Annotated in this window: 16 protein-coding genes, 1 other RNA gene, 1 pseudogene and 1 riboswitch; of the genes and pseudogenes, 8 read left to right on the top strand and 10 right to left on the bottom strand. The window is 45.5% G+C overall.

The features are described from left to right. Nucleotides 1-3: 3 nt before the first annotated feature. The 6 genes from GQ359_RS02790 to GQ359_RS02765 all read right to left on the bottom strand — a co-directional run bounded on the left by GQ359_RS02790 (nucleotide 4) and on the right by GQ359_RS02765 (nucleotide 6,702). Complete coding sequence (locus GQ359_RS02790) at nucleotides 4-936, bottom strand: methionyl-tRNA formyltransferase (protein ID WP_215387407.1); 933 nt, start codon at nucleotides 934-936, stop codon at nucleotides 4-6. Between the two features lies 1 nt (nucleotide 937). After that, nucleotides 938-2,185, bottom strand: coding sequence for a formyl-CoA transferase (frc, locus tag GQ359_RS02785; RefSeq protein WP_215387406.1), 1,248 nt, complete (start codon nucleotides 2,183-2,185; stop codon nucleotides 938-940). A 139-nt stretch (nucleotides 2,186-2,324) separates the two neighbouring features. Next, on the bottom strand, nucleotides 2,325-2,744 hold the full coding sequence (locus GQ359_RS02780) for a PAS domain-containing protein (protein WP_215387405.1): 420 nt from the start codon (nucleotides 2,742-2,744) through the stop codon (nucleotides 2,325-2,327). Between the two features lie 94 nt (nucleotides 2,745-2,838). Then, nucleotides 2,839-4,089 carry a formyl-CoA transferase gene (gene frc / locus GQ359_RS02775; RefSeq protein WP_215302955.1) on the bottom strand — a complete coding sequence of 417 codons (1,251 nt, stop codon included), beginning with the start codon at nucleotides 4,087-4,089 and terminating at the stop codon, nucleotides 2,839-2,841. A gap of 74 nt (nucleotides 4,090-4,163) precedes the next feature. After that, the gene (gene oxc, locus GQ359_RS02770; protein WP_215387404.1) at nucleotides 4,164-5,873 is read right to left on the bottom strand and encodes an oxalyl-CoA decarboxylase; all 1,710 of its coding nucleotides are present in this window, start codon (nucleotides 5,871-5,873) and stop codon (nucleotides 4,164-4,166) included. Nucleotides 5,874-6,084: 211 nt separating this feature from the next. Continuing rightward, nucleotides 6,085-6,702 (bottom strand): Crp/Fnr family transcriptional regulator, encoded by a 618-nt coding sequence (locus GQ359_RS02765; RefSeq protein ID WP_215387403.1) that lies wholly within the window; start codon nucleotides 6,700-6,702, stop codon nucleotides 6,085-6,087. A gap of 70 nt (nucleotides 6,703-6,772) precedes the next feature. Continuing rightward, a riboswitch (cobalamin riboswitch) is annotated at nucleotides 6,773-6,989 on the top strand. A 150-nt stretch (nucleotides 6,990-7,139) separates the two neighbouring features. Here GQ359_RS02765 and GQ359_RS02760 point away from each other — a divergent pair. The 8 genes and pseudogenes from GQ359_RS02760 to GQ359_RS02725 all read left to right on the top strand — a co-directional run bounded on the left by GQ359_RS02760 (nucleotide 7,140) and on the right by GQ359_RS02725 (nucleotide 13,572). Continuing rightward, nucleotides 7,140-9,239 (top strand): TonB-dependent receptor, encoded by a 2,100-nt coding sequence (locus tag GQ359_RS02760; protein WP_215387402.1) that lies wholly within the window; start codon nucleotides 7,140-7,142, stop codon nucleotides 9,237-9,239. Nucleotides 9,240-9,253: 14 nt separating this feature from the next. Further along, the gene (locus GQ359_RS02755; RefSeq protein WP_215387401.1) at nucleotides 9,254-10,159 is read left to right on the top strand and encodes an ABC transporter substrate-binding protein; all 906 of its coding nucleotides are present in this window, start codon (nucleotides 9,254-9,256) and stop codon (nucleotides 10,157-10,159) included. After that, a complete protein-coding gene (locus tag GQ359_RS02750; RefSeq protein WP_251367911.1) occupies nucleotides 10,126-11,136 on the top strand; it encodes an iron ABC transporter permease in 1,011 nt (336 codons plus the stop codon). Before GQ359_RS02755 ends, GQ359_RS02750 begins: the two co-directional genes overlap by 34 nt. Then, nucleotides 11,133-11,894 (top strand): ABC transporter ATP-binding protein, encoded by a 762-nt coding sequence (locus tag GQ359_RS02745; protein ID WP_215387400.1) that lies wholly within the window; start codon nucleotides 11,133-11,135, stop codon nucleotides 11,892-11,894. The genes GQ359_RS02750 and GQ359_RS02745 overlap by 4 nt, the downstream gene beginning before the upstream one ends. A 51-nt stretch (nucleotides 11,895-11,945) precedes the next feature. Then, nucleotides 11,946-12,230: a hypothetical protein gene (locus tag GQ359_RS02740; protein WP_215387399.1), complete on the top strand. Its 285-nt coding sequence runs from the start codon at nucleotides 11,946-11,948 to the stop codon at nucleotides 12,228-12,230. Then, nucleotides 12,205-12,435 (top strand): annotated as a pseudogene (locus GQ359_RS10165) (cell division protein ZapA); the annotation flags it as partial. The gene GQ359_RS02740 and the pseudogene GQ359_RS10165, both read left to right, overlap by 26 nt. A 99-nt stretch (nucleotides 12,436-12,534) precedes the next feature. Further along, nucleotides 12,535-12,753: non-coding RNA, 6S RNA (ssrS, locus tag GQ359_RS02730), on the top strand. Then, nucleotides 12,754-13,572 (top strand): sulfite exporter TauE/SafE family protein, encoded by an 819-nt coding sequence (locus tag GQ359_RS02725; RefSeq protein ID WP_215387398.1) that lies wholly within the window; start codon nucleotides 12,754-12,756, stop codon nucleotides 13,570-13,572. A gap of 18 nt (nucleotides 13,573-13,590) precedes the next feature. Here the strand turns inward: GQ359_RS02725 and GQ359_RS02720 are convergent, their stop codons facing one another. The 4 genes from GQ359_RS02720 to lgt form a co-directional block, all read right to left on the bottom strand. Then, a complete protein-coding gene (locus tag GQ359_RS02720) occupies nucleotides 13,591-15,114 on the bottom strand; it encodes a malonyl-CoA synthase (protein ID WP_215387397.1) in 1,524 nt (507 codons plus the stop codon). 38 nt (nucleotides 15,115-15,152) lie between these two features. Next, nucleotides 15,153-16,151, bottom strand: a complete 999-nt coding sequence (locus tag GQ359_RS02715; protein ID WP_215387396.1) for a tripartite tricarboxylate transporter substrate binding protein — start codon at nucleotides 16,149-16,151, stop codon at nucleotides 15,153-15,155. A gap of 108 nt (nucleotides 16,152-16,259) precedes the next feature. Further along, nucleotides 16,260-17,564, bottom strand: a complete 1,305-nt coding sequence (locus GQ359_RS02710) for a malonyl-CoA decarboxylase (RefSeq protein WP_215387395.1) — start codon at nucleotides 17,562-17,564, stop codon at nucleotides 16,260-16,262. Between the two features lie 129 nt (nucleotides 17,565-17,693). Then, nucleotides 17,694-18,491, bottom strand: a complete 798-nt coding sequence (lgt, locus tag GQ359_RS02705; RefSeq protein ID WP_215387394.1) for a prolipoprotein diacylglyceryl transferase — start codon at nucleotides 18,489-18,491, stop codon at nucleotides 17,694-17,696. Nucleotides 18,492-18,497: the final 6 nt, after the last annotated feature.

Raw genomic sequence — 18,497 nt, 5'->3', positions numbered from 1 at the left:
CGCTTATAGTGCGAAGAAGTGGCCGATCTCTAAACTCAACTCTTTAGCTAATTCAGCGCCTGTTACTTTTCCAGCAGCGCCTTTTGCCTTAAGGACTTCGATCTGCCCACCATGGCAGGCGACAAAGAATGAATCCAACGTAATTTGAGTGATTTCACCAGGCTTGCCTTTAACGGATCCAAAGGTAGCTGCTACATGCTTGTGGCAATCGTAGATCTGTACTTTTTGCTCACCAAGCTTAGTCCAAGCACCCGGTGCAGGATTGCATGCACGTATTAAGTTATAAATTTGAGTAATGTGAGTAGCCCAGTGAATTTGAGCAGCATTTGCATCAAACCAGCCTTCGTAATTCGCCTGCGATTCGTCTTGAACAACTTCTTGATGTTGATTGGCAACCACTAAATCAGCAGCCTCAAGAAGCGCTTTCACTCCAACCGGAAATAAGTGATCAAAGTAGACTTTACCCAAGGTATCGTCAGGTCCAATAGCAACTTCTTTTTGCAAAATGATTTCACCCTCATCCAAACCATCGGATGGGCGAAAGATTGTCAGACCTGTTTTTTCTTCACCCAATGCAATTGCCCAATTAATGGCGCTAGGGCCACGGTACTTCGGCAATAAGGAAGGGTGATATTGAATAGTTCCATGTTTAGGAATTTTGCAAAGCTCTTGCGGCACAAACTGAAGCACATAGGCCATCACACAGATATCCGCCTGACTATCAATCATTGCTTGCGCTGCTTCAGGGCCCTTGAGAGAGGCAAATTGCAAGGGGCTTAAGCCTCTTGCAATAGCCGCTTCTTTCAGCACCTCAGGTTTGCTAGATTTTGGATTATCTGGCGGACAAAAAACGGCAACAACTTCGTCACCACGATCTAAAAAAGCCTCTAATGCCGCCTTACCAAAATCCGCACTTCCAATCAGCGCAACACGCATCTTAGATCACCTTATCGTGACGAAGACTAATCAACTCATCAGTTGAATAGCCCAGTTCGTGAAGGATCTCATCGGTATGCTCGCCCAGTAAGGGTGAACGAGTTACCTCCGTTGGACTATCAGACATCTTAATTGGGTTACCAACAGTGAGATATTTGCCACGAATTGGATGATCCACTTCAACAACAGTTCCTGTAGCACGCAATGCTGGCTCTTCTGCGATCTCTTTCATCGACAAAATTGGACCACAAGGAATATCGTATTTGTTCAAGATATCCATGACTTCAAACTTTGTCTTAGTCATCGTCCACTTCTCAATTTCACCGAAAATTTCCATAAGGTGTGGCAAGCGTGCCATTGGTGATGCAAAACGCACATCTGTAATCCAATCTTCGCGAGCGATTACCTTGCAGATTGCCTCCCAAACTGGAGCCTGCACAATCACATACATATAAGAATTTGGATCTGTTTCCCAGCCTTTGCATTTCACAATCCAACCAGGCTGACCGCCACCAGAGGCATTACCAGCGCGGGGTACAGAGTCACCGAACTCTCCATTAGGGAACTGTGGGTACTCTTGCATCAAACCAACGCGCTCTAAGCGCTGTTGATCGCGCAACTTCACGCGGCACAAATTCAATACCGCATCTTGCATTGCTGCCAATACTTTTTGACCACGACCAGAATGTGTGCGTTGATAGAGCGCAGTCACAATTCCCAATGCTAAATGCAGACCAGTACCACTGTCACCAATTTGCGCACCAGTCACCATCGGAGGTCCATCATCAAAACCAGTTGTAGATGCTGAACCGCCAGCACATTGAGCAACGTTTTCATAAACTTTGCAATCCTCGTAAGGGCCAGGACCAAAACCTTTTACTGAAGCCATGATCATCATAGGATTGAGCTCTTGAATACGCTCCCAAGAAAAACCCATACGATCTAATGCACCAGGAGCAAAGTTCTCAACAAGAACGTCGCACTCCTTAATCAAACGCTCCAGGATTTCTTTGCCCTTTGGAGTCTTCGTATTAACAGTGATTGAACGCTTGTTGTGGTTCAACATGGTGAAATACAAACTATCTGCATCAGGGATATCGCGCAATTGACCACGAGTGGCATCGCCTTCACCTGATTTTTCTACTTTAATTACGTCTGCACCAAACCAAGCGAGCAACTGAGTACATGTTGGGCCAGATTGAACGTGTGTGAAGTCAAGAATTTTGACCCCTTCTAATGCTTTTGCCATGATTAAAGTCCTAATAAGATTGAAATTTTGAATTAAGCCAATTTTACCAGCGACGGATTGCGGTGCAACATGGCATGCCTATTTATTAGGCACATCCCAGCCCAGATGGGCCTTATTAGGGGATTTCACTGTGAAATCTTCAGCTTTCAAGATCCGAAAGTCGCTTTTTGAGCGCCCTTTCTTCTGCAAAACCTTGGGTCTCATCCCGAATTACTGCGGCTACGCCATAAGCTTGATTATTTGCATCAAACAACATGCCCACGGTAAAAGCGATTGATAAAGTATGGCCATCTTTGTGCTTTGCCGGCACCTTTAGCAATGAAGTGCCATAACGGGTAGCACCCGTCTCCATGGATTTGCTGTAGCCCTCGTTGTGTCGCTGGCGCTGACGCTCAGGAACAATCAAATCTAAAGTGTTTCCAAGCGCTTCTTCTTCAGAGTAACCAAAAATTCTGCTTGCAGCTGCGTTCCAAAGAACAATTTTTTCATGAGCATCAGCAACAATCACTGCATCGCCAATGCAGTCGATCAATTGGTTTAAATCTACATTTGTTTTCATAATGCCTATCTAAAGACTTTTACTCTATTCGGGTGAATAAAAAAAGGCGCTCACAAGAGCGCCTTTAAGATCAAAACAAAATTACTTATTGTTATTAAACCGCTTTAGCTGCATGCAACTTAGCAATATCATCAGCGTTATAGCCAAGGTCTTTCAATACTTCATCGGTGTGCTCACCCAATACTGGTGATGGACCAACGTCGATCTTCAAATCAGAGAACTTGATTGGGCTACCGATTGTTAAGTACTTACCACGAACCTTGTGGTCAACTTCAACAATAGAGCCGCTCTTACGCAAGTCAGGTGATGCTGCCAATTCTTTCATTGAGAGAACTGGTGCGCAAGGAATATCGAACTTGCGGAGGATGTCCACAGCTTCGTACTTAGTCTTGTCCTTGAGCCACTCTTCAATCGTTGCGAAGATATCAAAAATCTTATCTTGACGCGCTTCTGCAGTCATATACGCTGGATCAGTTGCCCACTCTGGTTTGCCCAAAGCTTTAGTAATTGGCTCCCAAGCGTGACCTTGAATAGTGAAATAGATGTATGCGTTTGGATCTGTTTCCCAACCCTTACACTTTAATACCCAGCCTGGCTGACCACCACCACCAGCATTACCGCCGCGTGGAACTACGTCGGAGAATGTTCCGTGTGGGTACTGTGGGTACTCTTCGAGGTAGCCAACCTTGTCCAAACGTTGTTGATCGCGCAACTTCACACGGCACAAGTTCAATACAGCGTCTTGCATTGAGCAAGATACTTTTTGACCTTTGCCAGTTTTTTGACGCTGCATCAATGCAGTCAAAATACCAATTGCCAAATGCATACCAGTATTGCTATCGCCCAAAGCAGCAGCAGAAACTGTTGGAGGACCATCCCAGAAACCAGTTGTCGATGCTGCACCACCAGCACACTGAGCAACGTTCTCATATACCTTTAAGTCTTCGTATGAATGGCCATCGCTAAAGCCTTTAACAGAAGCCATGATCATTTTTGGATTCAATTCTTGAATACGTGCCCAGCTGAAACCCATACGATCCAAAGCGCCTGGACCGAAGTTCTCAACCATCACGTCAGATGTTTTGATCATCTTCTCTAAAACTTCTTTACCTTCTTGTGTCTTAGTGTCCAATGTCAATGAACGCTTGTTGCCGTTCAACATCGTGAAATACAAGGCATCCGCACCTGGGATATCACGCAACTGGCTACGAGTTACGTCACCAGAACCTGGGCGCTCTACTTTGATCACATCCGCACCGTACCAAGCCAATAGCTGAGTACATGCAGGACCTGCCTGTACGTGTGTGAAGTCAATAATACGAATACCGTCTAATGGTTTAGTCATGTTTGATTCTCCTTAAAGTGTTTCTTATTTGTTGCTAAGTTCGTTCTTAAAAAAAATTGCGTGTTTATTACGTATTACTTCTTACCAGCAGCAGTGGATGGATTCAAGTTTGTTAAACGTCCACTCTCTGTACCAGCCGTCTCGTCAATCACTGCATTAATTAAGGCCGGTTTACCTTCGGCAATAGCCTTAGTTAAAGCTGCTTCTAATTCGGCAGGGGTAGTTACGTAATAACCAACACCACCAAACGCCTCAATCATCTTGTCGTAACGCGCATCTTTCACGAATACTGTTGGAGCAACATCAGCGCCACCAGTTGGATTTACGTCAGTACCACGGTAAACGCCATTGTTGTTGAAAACCACTGTAGTGATTGGCAGGTTGTAACGGCAAATGGTTTCTAACTCCATGCCACTAAAACCAAATGCGCTATCACCCTCAACTGCAACTGTAGGTAAACCACTTGTTACAGCAGCACCAATGGCATAACCCATACCAATACCCATGATTCCCCAAGTACCAGAGTCAAAACGCTTACGTGGCTTGTACATATCCACAATCGCACGACAGTAGTCGAGTGTGTTTGCACCTTCGTTAACCAAGTTCACATCTGGGTTTTGCTTGATCACATCACGAATTGCACGCAAAGCACCATGGAAGTTCATTGGTGAAACTTCTTTGGCTAATGTTTCAGCCATCTTCGCCATGTTCTTATCTTTTTTCTCGTTGATCGCGCTGATCCACTCGGCAGGCGGTTTTGGAACTGAGGCAATTCCTTTGAGAAGTTCACCAACAACAGAACCAATGTCACCAATCAACGGAGCATCGATTTGCACGTTGCTATCCACTTCATTTGCTTGAATATCGATTTGAATAAATTTCTTAGGATCTTTGCCCCATGTCTTGCCTTTACCGTGGGCAAGCAACCAGTTCAAGCGAGCGCCAACCAACATCACTGCATCAGCCTCAGCCAATACAAATGAACGTGCTGCAGAAGCAGATTGTGGGTGATTGTCTGGCAATAAGCCTTTAGCCATCGACATTGGCAAGTAAGGGATACCAGACTTCTCAATCAATGCACGAATATCAGCATCAGCTTGAGCATAAGCAGCGCCTTTACCCAAGAGAATCAATGGACGCTTAGCGCCTTTCAATACATTCAATGCACGCTCTACCGCATCGGCTGCAGGGATTTGACGTGGAATTGGATCGATTACTTTGAAGATTGATTTCTTAGCTTCTTCCACTGGCATTGTTTGAGCCAATAGTTGTGCAGGCAAGTCCAAATAAACACCGCCTGGACGACCAGAAACAGCTGCACGAATTGCACGAGCAAAACCAATGCCGATATCTTCGATGTGGTTAATACGATATGCAGCTTTGCAATATGGCTTAGCAGCATTGAGCTGATCCATCTCTTCGTAATCGCCCTGCTGCAAGTCAACGATCTCACGCTCGCTTGAACCAGAAATCAAAATCATTGGGAAACAGTTCACCGTGGCATTGGCCAAGGCTGTTAAACCGTTCAAGAAACCTGGTGCTGACACAGTCATACAGATGCCAGGCTTTTGTGTCATGTAACCTGCAATCGCCGCAGCGTTACCTGCGTGCTGCTCATGACGGAAGCCAATGAAACGCATTCCTTCAGCTTGAGCTAAACGGCACAAGTCGGTAATTGGAATACCAACGAGACCAAAAATAGTATCTAGGTCATTTGCTTTTAAAGCATCAATGACGAGATGAAAGCCATCAGTGACTTGGGTATTTTGATTATCTGTTGTCATAGAAATTTATAGTTAATTACACCGCCCGAACATATCGCCTGTTCAGTGCAATTTAGCTTTCGCCAACTGTCTCCAAATTAGTTATTAGTAGTGCCACGGGTAATCAAATGCATTCCCGTTGAGGCTGAGATGAATCTTAGGCTTGGGGATAGGGATCATCATTGACTTCGGTCAATTTCCCCTGAAATCTAGAAACAATTAGGATTTCTGACTAAACAAAGAGCTCTTTATGCTTTGTTTTGAGGCGACTTAAAGTCTCTGGAGAGAGGTTAAGGTAAGCAGCCAGCTCTTTTTTAGGGAGAAGCTCAAATAGGTCTTCGTATTTACGTAAAAACCGCTCTACACGGCCCGGGGCATCGAGCATATGGAGGGTAATCGTATGAGCCATGATCTCACTCATCAGGCGCATGACTTCGAACTCAAAGCTTTCCTTCAGAGGCTTGTGTGCATCCAAAAATTCAGCCCATTTCTTCAGAGGCATACGGGCTACGCGTGCTTTCGTAACTGAAGCAATGCTGTAAGGGGCTGCCGTTTTGAGGCGCCAAGCCGCATAGCTAGTCTCAATATCTTTTTCAATGGCAAAACGCAGAATCATTTCTTTTGCATCCGCGCTAGAAACAATGCGCTTCAAGATTCCATCCAGCACGAAGTACTGCTCCATCTGGTGATCACCTTGATGAAGCAAGATTTCTGATTTTTTGAGGTCTGAAATCACTAAATGGCGCTCTAAATCGGCCATTGCTGAAGGATCCAAGCTTTTTAAGACTGAGTTTTGGCTCAACTGCAATCGAATCAGATTTTTTTCGGGGTGCTTATCTAATGCTGTCATGAATCCTTAATCCTAGAGCCTATATTGTAGGCTTTTTTGGCTTTTTAAGCCGATCTGGATCGAGCTTGGGCTAAAATTACGGGGTCGTGGTGCTTTATTGCAGTGCAATAAAGTTAAACGGGAAACACTAAACGTGTGCTGCCCCCGCAACGGTAAGTAAATACACCTCCAACTTCAAGGAAAAGGTGTCAGGAGTCTGAGTAAGCCACTGTGCGCGTCAATTGCATGGGAAGGCCAGATTCTGAGATTTACTAGCCCGGATACCGGCCAAGACAGGTGGAATTTTGCGGACGGGGATCCTTCGCGCGCCGATGAAGCATCCTAAGCCATAGAGGCGGGATGTCCAATTGACGCCTGAACACTCTCACAAAGTGAAATTCTGTTCGACCCAGCTTACGGGGAAGTTAGCTAGGTGATTCGAAGGCAGAAGGTTCATCATGAAACAGCAGTTCGGTAGCAAAACGCTGATCGCCCTACTTTGCGGCGCAGCAGCAACATTTAACGCAGCAGCTCAAAATTCTCAATCAACAGTCATTGTTTCAGGCTCACGCTTTGAAGAAAACTTAAACGAAGTACCTGCGAATGTTCAAGTGATGACCCGCGAAGAAATTGCGGAATCTACGTCGACTAACATTCCAGATATTTTGTCGCAGATTGGCGGCTTGAATATAAGAAGTACTGCAGGCGGGCAGCTAAACCTTGGCGCAACCGTGGATATGGGTGGATATGGTCCCACAGCTAAGGATACAACTCTTATCCTAGTTGATGGGCAACGCATCAATCCCATTGATTCATCGGGCATATCTTGGGAATCAATTCCACTCGACTCAATTAACCGTATTGAAATATTGCGGGGAGGGGCCAGCGTTCAATATGGTAATGGTGCTTTAGGAGGTGTCATTAACATCATCACAAATGGTGGAAGCAAAACCCTTAATCAAGCATCAACCAGCTATGGCAGCTTCAACACCCTAGTAAATAACGCCATCTTTAGAAACACCATAGATCAAACAACTGTCCAATTAAGTGCCAATACCTCCAATACAAATGGCTGGCGTCAAAACTCTGCTGCTAATGCTTATTCATTTGATGGCAAAGTAACGCAATCATTGGGGGGTAAGGATAATGTATATGCTGATCTGTTTTATAGCTACTCCAATCAGCAAATGCCAGGAGGTACGCTTGGACAAGTAGGGCAAGGCAATCCACAACTTGCAAAATTTAATAATATTGGATCGGGCACTACTGTCGACAATTCTGGGATCAGAATGGGTCTGGCTAAAGCATTAAGCGATACTTTTAATTTAGAAATTGATAGTTTCTACAGCGCCAAAACTACCTTTTTTACTCAGCCCTATTACTCCACTACCGCTTCGGGTGTTGGAGCCTTTCCAACTATAAGTCCATCCTTTACAAAATATGAGGGGTGGCAAGCCAACTTCAGCCCTCGAATAAAAGGTGACTTTGGTAAATTTGGAACGAGCATTGTTGGCTATGAGTTCAACAAAGCAAGTCAATCATCTGCTGCTAGCTATAGCAGCATCATGAATCAAGCCGCCCAAGCACAAGGCGCAGTAATCAACCCAATATCCAGCTCCGCTAACGCAAGCCTTTACAACCAATCCGTGTATTTAATTCAAAGAAATCCGCTAACTAGAGTCATAGATTTTGCTGGAGGCTATAGATATCAAACACAGAGCGCGAGTGCTAATGGCTTAAGTATCTGGAGTGGCTCAGCCAATCCCAACCCCAATCAAACTTACTCAGCAAACGCTGGAGATATCGCATTTAATTTCAAATATCTTGAGGGTCAACGGATTTACATCAAGTGGAATCAATCCTATCGCTTTCCAAATGTAGATGAATTTTGGACTTGGTCTAGCGCTGGAGGAAGCCCATCATTTGGTGGCATTCTAAAACCGCAAACTGCTCAAACCTATGAACTTGGTGGCAATTGGCAGATACTCAAAACAAATTTGACTGCAGCAGTTTTTAGCTCAGTTTCTCAAAATGAAATTTTGTACAACCCTGCAACCTACAATAATTCTAATTCGCCCTACAACATCAATAGAACTGGTGCGAATCTAAATTTCCTCTCTCCCGTGACTTCTCAACTTTCTATCGGTGGTGGCGGTACAGTACAAAATGCTTTTTATGCTAACGGGCCCTATCAAAATCAAGCTATTGCACAGGTACCAAACTTATTACTAAATGCTAGAGCTATTTACGTACTGAACAATAATTGGTCTCTTGGTGGTGTAGTGAATTACGTTAGTAATCAGCGTTATGATGCCGCCCCATCCTACTACAGCAGTCTTAATGTCATGCCGTCATACGCGGTAGGTGACATTTATGCGAACTATAGAATGGGGAATTGGGAAACTCGTTTAACCGTGAAGAATGTTGGTAATGCACAGTACTCAACTTATGGGGGTTACGGTTACGTTCAGTTCCCAAATAATAGTAGCGGAAATAGTTACTACTATTACGCAAATGATCCTAGATCAATTTTTCTTAGCGCTAAATACAACTTCTAATCCAGTAAATAAATATGGATAAGCTTATATGGTCATCAACGCGCTCTCGCTACCTGACAATCGGCGTTGCATTTTTTTTACTGGGCTTCTCGTTAGCTATTTTTGCTGCGCCCGTTTCAGTAACGGATGACCGAGGAGTTTCAGTGGTATTTGATAAGCCTCCACAACGTGTTATCAGTCTTCTACCATCACTCACTGAGTCTGTTTGTGCATTAGGAAAGTGTTCAACATTGGTTGGTATTGATCGCTTTTCCAATTGGCCTAAATCGATTCAAGGCTTGCCTAAGCTTGGTGGGATTGGAGATATTAATATTGAGCGCATTGTGCAACTCAAACCGGATGTTGTTTTGCTTGAGAAGGCATCTCCCGTTATTGCTCGGTTAAATGGCTTAGGCATCAAAACATTTGCGTTGGATATCAAGTCAATGGAAGATGAAGAGCGCGCTCTTCAAAAGCTAGATCTTGTACTAGGCACCTCCGAAAGCCCTCGTGTTTGGAATCAGATGCAACAAGAAATCTTGCGCGCTCGCAAGCAACTTTCAGACGGAATGGGCAATATTCGCGTGTACTTTGAAGTGAATCCCGCGCCCTTTGCCGCTGGTAGTACTTCTTTTATCGGTGAAATTCTGACTCAGTTGAATTTAGTAAATATCATTCCAAAATCACTTGGACCTTTTCCGAAGATCAATCCTGAGTTTGTGGTCCAGGCTAAACCAGCCGTCATCCTTCTTACTGAATCAACTGCTGCTGATATTCAGAAACGTCCAGGGTGGAGCTCCATTCCTGCAGTTTCCAATAATCGAATTTGTGTATTTACTGGCGAACAAAATGATGTTTTGGTTCGTCCCGGACCCCGCATGGGAGAAGCGGCGCTGATTATTTCTCAATGCATCCAAGAGAAGATGTCATCATCTCGGTAATGCAGACTAACCATTTTCTAGGCAAGCTATTCGCCCTACTCATTCTTAGTGCAGCCTTAGTGCTAATGGGCACCCTGCTCGGAAGCATGGGTGCCAGTTGGAATATGTCAGAAACTGATCAAACCGTCTTGTTTGATATTCGGCTACCACGATCATTAGGGGCCTACTTTGCTGGTGCATTATTAGGGCTGGCTGGTGGGATTGCACAGAGCCTATTTCGCAACCCCTTAGCTGACCCCTACCTACTCGGAAGCGCATCGGGCGCCCTGCTTGGGGTTGGCAGCATTCTCTGCTTTGCCTATCTTGGCAATTCTTGGTTAGAAATTATTGGCCTTAATGGCGGTGCCTTTCTGGGGGCGCTGTTTGGAGTGACGGCCTCTCTTCTATTGGCGGGTGGTTATCGCAGCTCTTTACGGCTCTTATTGTCTGGGGTAGTGATCAGCGTGATCCTGGGTGCAGCGAACTCATTATTTACATTTATCCGCCCTGATCTATTTCAAAGTATTCAATCGTTTATGCTGGGCAACACAACTCTTCTCAATTGGTCTGGCGTTGAGATCATGGCAATCGCTTTGCTGATTTGCTTACTCATCACTCTGATCATTAGCCCCGTTCTGGATGCTTTATCACTTGGTGAAAATACCGCTCGCACTTTAGGGTTGCCATTAGATCAACTACGTCTGATATTGATTGGCATTCTTGCTCTTGCAACTGGATGCGCTGTTGCGCAGACTGGCTTGGTTGCTTTTGTTGGGCTAGCAGCACCTCATCTAGTCAGGAAGTTTTCTGGCGGACGACAACGTGTACAACTTCTATTCTCCAGTCTTGGCGGTGGAATCTTATTGCTGAGTTCCGATCTGATTGCGCGCACTCTCTTTGCACCAACTGAAATTCCAGTTGGCATAGTGACAGCAGTCTTAGGTGGTCTCTATTTGTTGATTCTGCTAAGACGAACCTCTCTTGGAGCGCGCTCATGAAAGCCCGCCAACTCAATGTGTACAGAGGTCCTAGCGCCATTCTCTCCGACCTCAATATTGATATTCCACAGGGAAAATGGACTAGCGTTATTGGACCCAATGGCGCAGGAAAATCTTCCCTCTTACAGGCAATGGCTGGGCTACTGAAGTGGGATGGCTCCATCACTATCGACGAAGTTCCTTTATCTACATTTACCCCAAAAGATCTTGCAAAGAAAATTGCTTGGCTCGATCAAGGCTCGAGTAATTCAGAAGAATTTGATGATTCCTTAAGTGTTTATGACACCGTTATGCTAGGGCGTATTCCGCATCAGGGATGGCTGCACCTCCCTTCTGATGCCGATCATATTTCGGTCGAAAGGGCTTTGCAACAGACCGATGCATTACATTTACGCCATCGCCCCTTACAGCAACTATCTGGGGGAGAGCGTCAGCGAGTTCTATTGGCGCGTCTGCTTGCAGTGGACTCCGACATCCTTCTCATGGATGAGCCCCTAGCCAATTTAGACCCACCTCATCAATCCGATTTTCTGAAATGGCAAGACGACTTGCTGACTCAAGGCAAGACCTTAGTGACGGTTTTACATGAGATTCATTTTGCTCTCCGTGCCGACCATTTGGTGATGCTAAGTAAAGGCAAACTACATTTTCAGGGGTCAAACCAAGACCCTAGAACCCATCAAGCCCTTATCGAGCTATTTGATGGTCGCATTCGCCTGGAAAAGCTGGGGGATGATTGGGTGGCTTTACCTAAGTAAGCCCAAAACCAGGAGTTTCACAAAGCGTTTTGCTAAGGCTACAATGCCCATATGACCGAGTACACCCCTCATGTCCCAAGCGACTCCACCGAATCTGATTCAATAGCCGAATCATTGCAAAGGCTATCGCACAAAATTCAGTTGGTCTCGGACGCCGTCAAAGCCTTACATCAAGATCGCAATCAGCTTGAGGCCAAAATTGAAGATGCACAAAAGCGAATTCAGCACATTTTGAGCCGCTTACCGGAACAGAGTGATGGGCGTCAGTTGAACTTGCTTGGCGAACCCGTCACACCACCTAACCCAGAGGATGACAATGAGCCAACAACGCATTGAAGTAACCCTCGCAGGTCAAAAAATCACCTTAGCCACGAGCGCTGAACATGAGCCTTTGCTGCGTGCAGCCTGCACATTAGTGGATGAGCAAATTCAGCTGGCAATCAATGGCGGCAATCGCAGCATCGAACGTGCCAGCATGATGGCCGCGCTGAAGATCGCAGGTGATCTCATTAAATTGCAAACTGCATCCCAAAATGCGCCTGTGCAGAGCACTTCATCAAACTCCGACTCAGATGAAATTGCTCGCCTCCAGAAAGAAATCCACTCTCTGGAAGATCAAGTAGATGCTCTAATGCAAACCCTTTCCCTGCCTGGTTCGCCAAGGCCAATAGCTCCTTGAACCGATGCGCAAGCATCCGGAACGATCTTTACACTGTGGGCGTGAGCGTTTCGAATCTTCACAGTGGCAGCCTCGAGCTGTTCACTCCCTGGAGTTCTTAATGCACCCGAAACAGAGTAGCCGTTCCACCTTGAACCTTAGGGTTCAGGATGACGGCCTAGCGGCCAAGGCGGGGAATTCATGTCGATAGCCGATATCCTCATGCTGATGTTGTGCGGCAGCATATCCGGCTTTCTTGCTGGGCTTCTTGGCATTGGTGGCGGAATGATTTTGGTTCCCTTCATGATCGTAGTCTTCAATCATTTAGGGTTTGGTCAAAATGTCATTGTGCATATGGCAATTGCTACTGGAATGGCAACCATTCTTTTTACAACCACCTCAGCCATTTGGGCTCACCACAAACACAACTCTATTGACTGGAAACTAGTGGCAGGACTGAGCCCTGGACTGGTTATTGGCAGCCTTGTTGGCGGTAGTGAAATCTTTGAGGCAATTGACACCTCTTGGCTATCTCTATTTTTCGCCATTTTTATTGTGTATACCTCGATCCAAATGATTATTAATAAAAAACCTACGGCTGGGCGAGAATTGCCAGGCCCCCTCGGTCTTTTTTCATTTGGGGCATTTACAGGTGTGATTGCCAGCCTTGTTGGCGCAGGTGGAGCTTTTATCACCGTGCCATTTATGCTTTGGTGCAATGTAAAACCACATACTGCGATGGCAAGTTCTTCAGGCTTAGGATTTCCGATTGCGGCTGCAGCAACGATTGGCTACATGTACGGTAGTTGGGGCAACCCCAACCTCCCTGCAGGCTCACTTGGATTTGTTTATATTCCCGCAGTGCTTTGCATTGTGGCGGTTAGTATATTCACCGCCCCGCTGGGAGCCAAGATGGCTAGAAAGCTCAATGTAGCTCAACTCAAACGCATCTTTGGTGTAATGCTCTTTATGCTCGCAGCTTTCATGTTTAATGAAAGCCGCAAGGCATTTGGTTTCTAAGAAACTGATTTACCGCTATTAGCTGGTATATTGCTGACGCAGAATATTCTTCTGGACTTTGCCCATTGCATTGCGAGGCAAGTCTGAAACAATCTCTAAACGCTTTGGAATCTTGAAATTTGCAATCTGCGTTTTGAGTGCGGCGATCATGGCTTGTGCATCTAGCTTGGCACCTGCTTTGGGTACGACCACTGCCATTACCGCTTCACCAAAATCTGGATGCGGAATACCAATCACAGCACTCTCATCTACGCCATCCATGTCATCGATAAAACTTTCGATTTCTTTTGGATAAACGTTATAGCCACCAGAAATAATTAAGTCCTTGCTACGTCCAACAATACAGAGGTAATCCTTGGGTGCTTTACCACCATTGGCATCGCCACCCCAACGTCCAACGTCACCGGTTTTAAACCAGCCGTCTTTGGTAAATTCTTCTGCAGTTTTTTCTGGCATGCGCCAGTAGCCCTTGAATATATTTGGGCCTTTAACCTGGATACTACCGATTTCATCAATACCGCAAGCTTGATTGTTTTCATTAACCACGCGCACCTTCACGCCTGGCAAAGGCAATCCAACCGAACCACCTACGCGATTACCAATATATGGATTGGAAACCAACATCACGGTTTCGCTCATACCGTAGCGCTCAAGAATCGGTTGACCAATCACCTCTTTAAAAGTATTAAACGTTTCCGTGAGCAAAGGAGCTGAACCAGAAACAAATAAGCGCATATTGCGCGTGACGCTCTTATTAAAGTTTTCATCTGCAAGCAAGCGTACATAGAACGTTGGAACACCCATCATTACAGTGGAATTGGGCATGTGATGAATTAGTTGCGCAGTATCTAAACGCGGCAACCAAATCATTTTGCTACCGTTAATTAATGCACCATGAGCAGCTACAAACAAACCGTGGACATGAAAGATTGGCAAAGCATGCAATAGAACATCGCCTTTTTTCCAGCCCCAAAACTTCTGCAGCACCTGTGCATTACTACCCAAGTTCTTGTGGGTCAGCATCGCACCTTTACTGCGACCGGTTGTACCGGAGGTATACAAGATGGCAGCTAAATCATCATCTTTGACAGCAACGGTTTTGAACTTATCGCTTTGGCTAGCAGCACGATCAAGCAGAGTGCCTTTACGATCCTCATCCAAAGTAAACACGTGCTGAGTGCCTGCCTTAAAGGCAACCTTCGATACCCAAGAGAAATTCTTACTACTGCAAACTACGACTGCAGGCTCTGCATTTTCAATAAAGTATTGAATTTCTGCAGCTTGATATGCCGTGTTCAGGGGTAAATAAACATAACCCGCTTTAATAGTAGCCAAGTACAGAAAGAGAGCTTCAGGAGATTTCTCCACCTGTACAGCAACCCTCGATCCAGCTGGTAGTTTGAGACTCTTCAGAAAATTTGCCATCTTGGCAGTGGCACGCTCTAAATCACTCCAGGAGTAATAAAGACCATCATGCGTTTCCAATGCACAAGCTTGCTTATCTTTTGGAAAACCTTTTTCCAATAAAGAATATAAATTCATTCGAGTCTCAAAACCATTCTAACTTTTACTATTACTAATTAATCGAGTTGCGCACCAGACTTCTTAACCACCGCAGACCAACGGGCAACGTCAGCACGCACTTGCTTACCAAAAGCTTCACCGTATAAATTTGGAGTATCAGAGCCATTTTTCTCCCAAATTGATTTGAGTTTCGGAGAATTTAGAGCCTTCTGTACTTCAACAATCATCTTGTCAACGATTGGCTTTGGAGTACCCGCTGGAGCAAACATGGAATACCAAGTAGATACCTCATAGTCTGGCAAACCTGCTTCTTTAAAAGTTGGCACGCTTGGAATCGCGGTTGAACGCTTACTAGACGCCACAGCAATTGCTACCAACTTTCCAGCGTTAATCTGTGGAGCAGAAGTCGCTAGACCATCAAACTCTAGATCAATCTGACCAGCCAATAAGTCATTCATTGCTGGACCAGCTCCACGGTATGGGATGTGAGTGATAAAGGTGCCTGTCTGAATCTTAAACAGCTCACCAGCTAAGTGGTGAACAGTGCCACTACCCGCGCTAGCAAAGTTGTACTTACCAGGATTCTTCTTCATGAGCTCAATGAACTCTTTAGCATTACGTGCACTCACGCGTTGTGGATTGACCACCAAAACCTGAGGAACGTTTGCCAACATAGCTACTGGAATGAAGCTCTTTTCAATATCGTAATCAAGATTTTTGTACATTGATGGCGCGATAGTGTGGTGAGTTGCACCAATGAACCAAGTGTAGCCATCGGGTGCAGCCTTTGCAGCGAGCGAAGCACCAACAGTGCCGCCTGCGCCACCACGGTTATCGATCACGAATTGCTTGCCCAACTGCTCGGTTAGTTGCGCTGCCAAAGGTCTGGCGAACGCATCAGTTCCACCACCCGCAGGGAATGGGTTTAAAAAGGTAACTGGCTTAGCTGGCCATTCTTGTGCCATTACTGCTAGCGGTGCTGCGCAAAGTAGAAATAGTGATTTCTTTAACGTGCTTATAGAAAAAAGCGACGCTTTGGTTTTTTGATTAAACATCTTTGTCTCCTTTTGTATCAATCTAGTGATTGACTTCGTTTTTATAAATACAGCATTCATTCTAAGGGCACTTAACACTTACTGCAAAAGTCCATACAAGGGAAAACACTAGGGCGCCATTAAGCGGCCTACGGCCCTGGAGTAGACAATTTCTCCATTAGCAAAGCGCTCATGGTTGTCCTCTACGCTTCCTAAGTCATATAGGTAGTTCACCATTAGTCCAGCAGATTGGCGCAATCCTTTGCGCGATAAATCCCCTGCCCAATTCACTAAATGCAACTTTGCACCATTACCCAAATGAAATTTGGCCACCGGATTGCCATCGCGCCCAGTAGAGGCAAGCCCCAAATACATACTTGCCAAGCTTAATAAAGCAGCCTTCTCTTCCTCTGGGGCGAGATCTGGGTGCCAACCACCCGCCAATCGCTCGCTCCAAGACTGGCTCTCGAGCTTTAAGACTGCTAGTGCAGCATCGCGCGCTAACTTGAGGTTTGGCTTCAATCTCTCACCTGGAACGCCCTCACCCAAATGAGCGCCGGCGGCGACCCAATCCATAAATCCTGGAATGGGTGATAAGGTTACAAAAGTTTTGATTCCAGGGAATTCAGCATGTAATTGCTCTGCCACCCGCTTAATCAGGAAGTTCCCCATGGATACGCCACGTAGACCAGGCTCGCAGTTACTGATGGAATAAAAAACAGCGACCTTATATTGAGATGCCTGATCGACTGTCTCTGCTTTTTTATCAACTAATGGTGTGATCACCGTTGGGATCTCGGGCAAAAGCGCCACTTCCACAAAGATCAAGGGCTCGCTTGGCAACTGCGGGTGAAAGAAGGCAAAGCAGCGACGATCTGGCTGAAGCCGACGACGCAAGTCATCCCAACCATCGATAGCATGAACTGCTTCATGTTGAATTAACTTCTCAAGGACCTCTGCTGGAGATTTCCAGTCCACCCGGTGCATTTTTAGAAAGCCTGGGTTAAACCAAGATGACAACAAATGGCGCATATCGAAATCCACCGCAGCCAACTCTGGTTTTTTATCTAACAACTGCAATAGATCTCGGCGCATCTGAACCACTGCCGCTGTTCCGTGGCTGGCACGATTGAGGCGTCTAAAGAATTCTTGGCGAGGAGACTCTGAAACCTTTTGGAGTTGGATGTAATTACGTGCACTGGAATCAGCAACAAAATTTTGCGCCGCCTTGAGTACCGCATCCGCTGCGGGATTGAGCTTCTCAAACAGAAAAGTAAAAAATGAGACATGCTGATCTTTTGCTAATTTGCGATAGTTGTTAACTACATCATCAGCCATGCTGAGGGCGTTAGATTCGCCTCGCTCCGATATCAAACGCTTGATGGCGTTATTTGCCTTGGATAAATTGCGCGCTTTAGTTAACTTCTCCAGCATGGATATCTTTCAGTTTTAGTAAATATGCTCAGAAAATAGGCAATTTTTGTAAAAAGGCAATGCATTACCAGGTAATTCGGTCAAATCCAGGGAATTGACTACAAAAGACCTAGAAAACTCGATTTTTAACTACTGATAACTGCCGTTTTTCGCATTTACCCTCACTATAAGGTAAATTCCAAAAATAATCATGGGCACAGAAAGCCACTGCCCCATAGATAAACCTAGGCCCAAGAGACCCAAAAAGGCATCAGGCTCGCGAGCAAATTCCGCCAAGAAGCGGCAAATGCCATAACCCAATAAAAATAAGCCAGAAATCTGCCCTACCCTGCGCGGTTTACTGGAATATATCCAAAGCACAATCCCCAGGCAAATGCCTTCACCCAAGAATTGATAAATCTGGGAAGGATGACGTGGAATGGAGTCCACCATTGGGAACACCATAGCCCATGGTAGGTCTGTTGGCCTCCCCCATAACTCGCCATTAATGAAATTACCTAAGCGACCAAATGCCAAACCAAATGGAACAAGTGGCGCAACCAAATCACTCACAACAAAGAAGGAAACCTTGCGGCGATAAGCAAACCAGAGCAAGGCCAATAAGACGCCTAGCAGGCCGCCATGAAAAGACATACCACCCTCCCATATCTTGAAGATACTGAGAGGATTTGCAAGATAGTAGCCAGGCATATAAAACAAGGTGTAGCCCAAACGCCCACCCAGCACCACACCTAAAACGCCAGCAAATAAAAGATCCTCAAGGTCTTTATATGTCCAACCCAAAGATTGATATCGCGGAGTACGGATGCGCAGACGACCTAATAATAAAAATTGCGCAAATGCCAATAGATACATTAGCCCATACCAATGAATGGCAAATGCGCCTATCCGAATAACAGCAGGATCAAATTCTGGATGAATCAACATACTGAG

It is taken from the genome of Polynucleobacter sp. AM-7D1 (assembly GCF_018688455.1).
Taxonomy (GTDB): Bacteria; Pseudomonadota; Gammaproteobacteria; order Burkholderiales; family Burkholderiaceae; genus Polynucleobacter.
The sequence above is the reverse complement of the archived record's forward strand: the minus strand, read 5'-3'. Positions and strand labels throughout refer to the sequence as shown.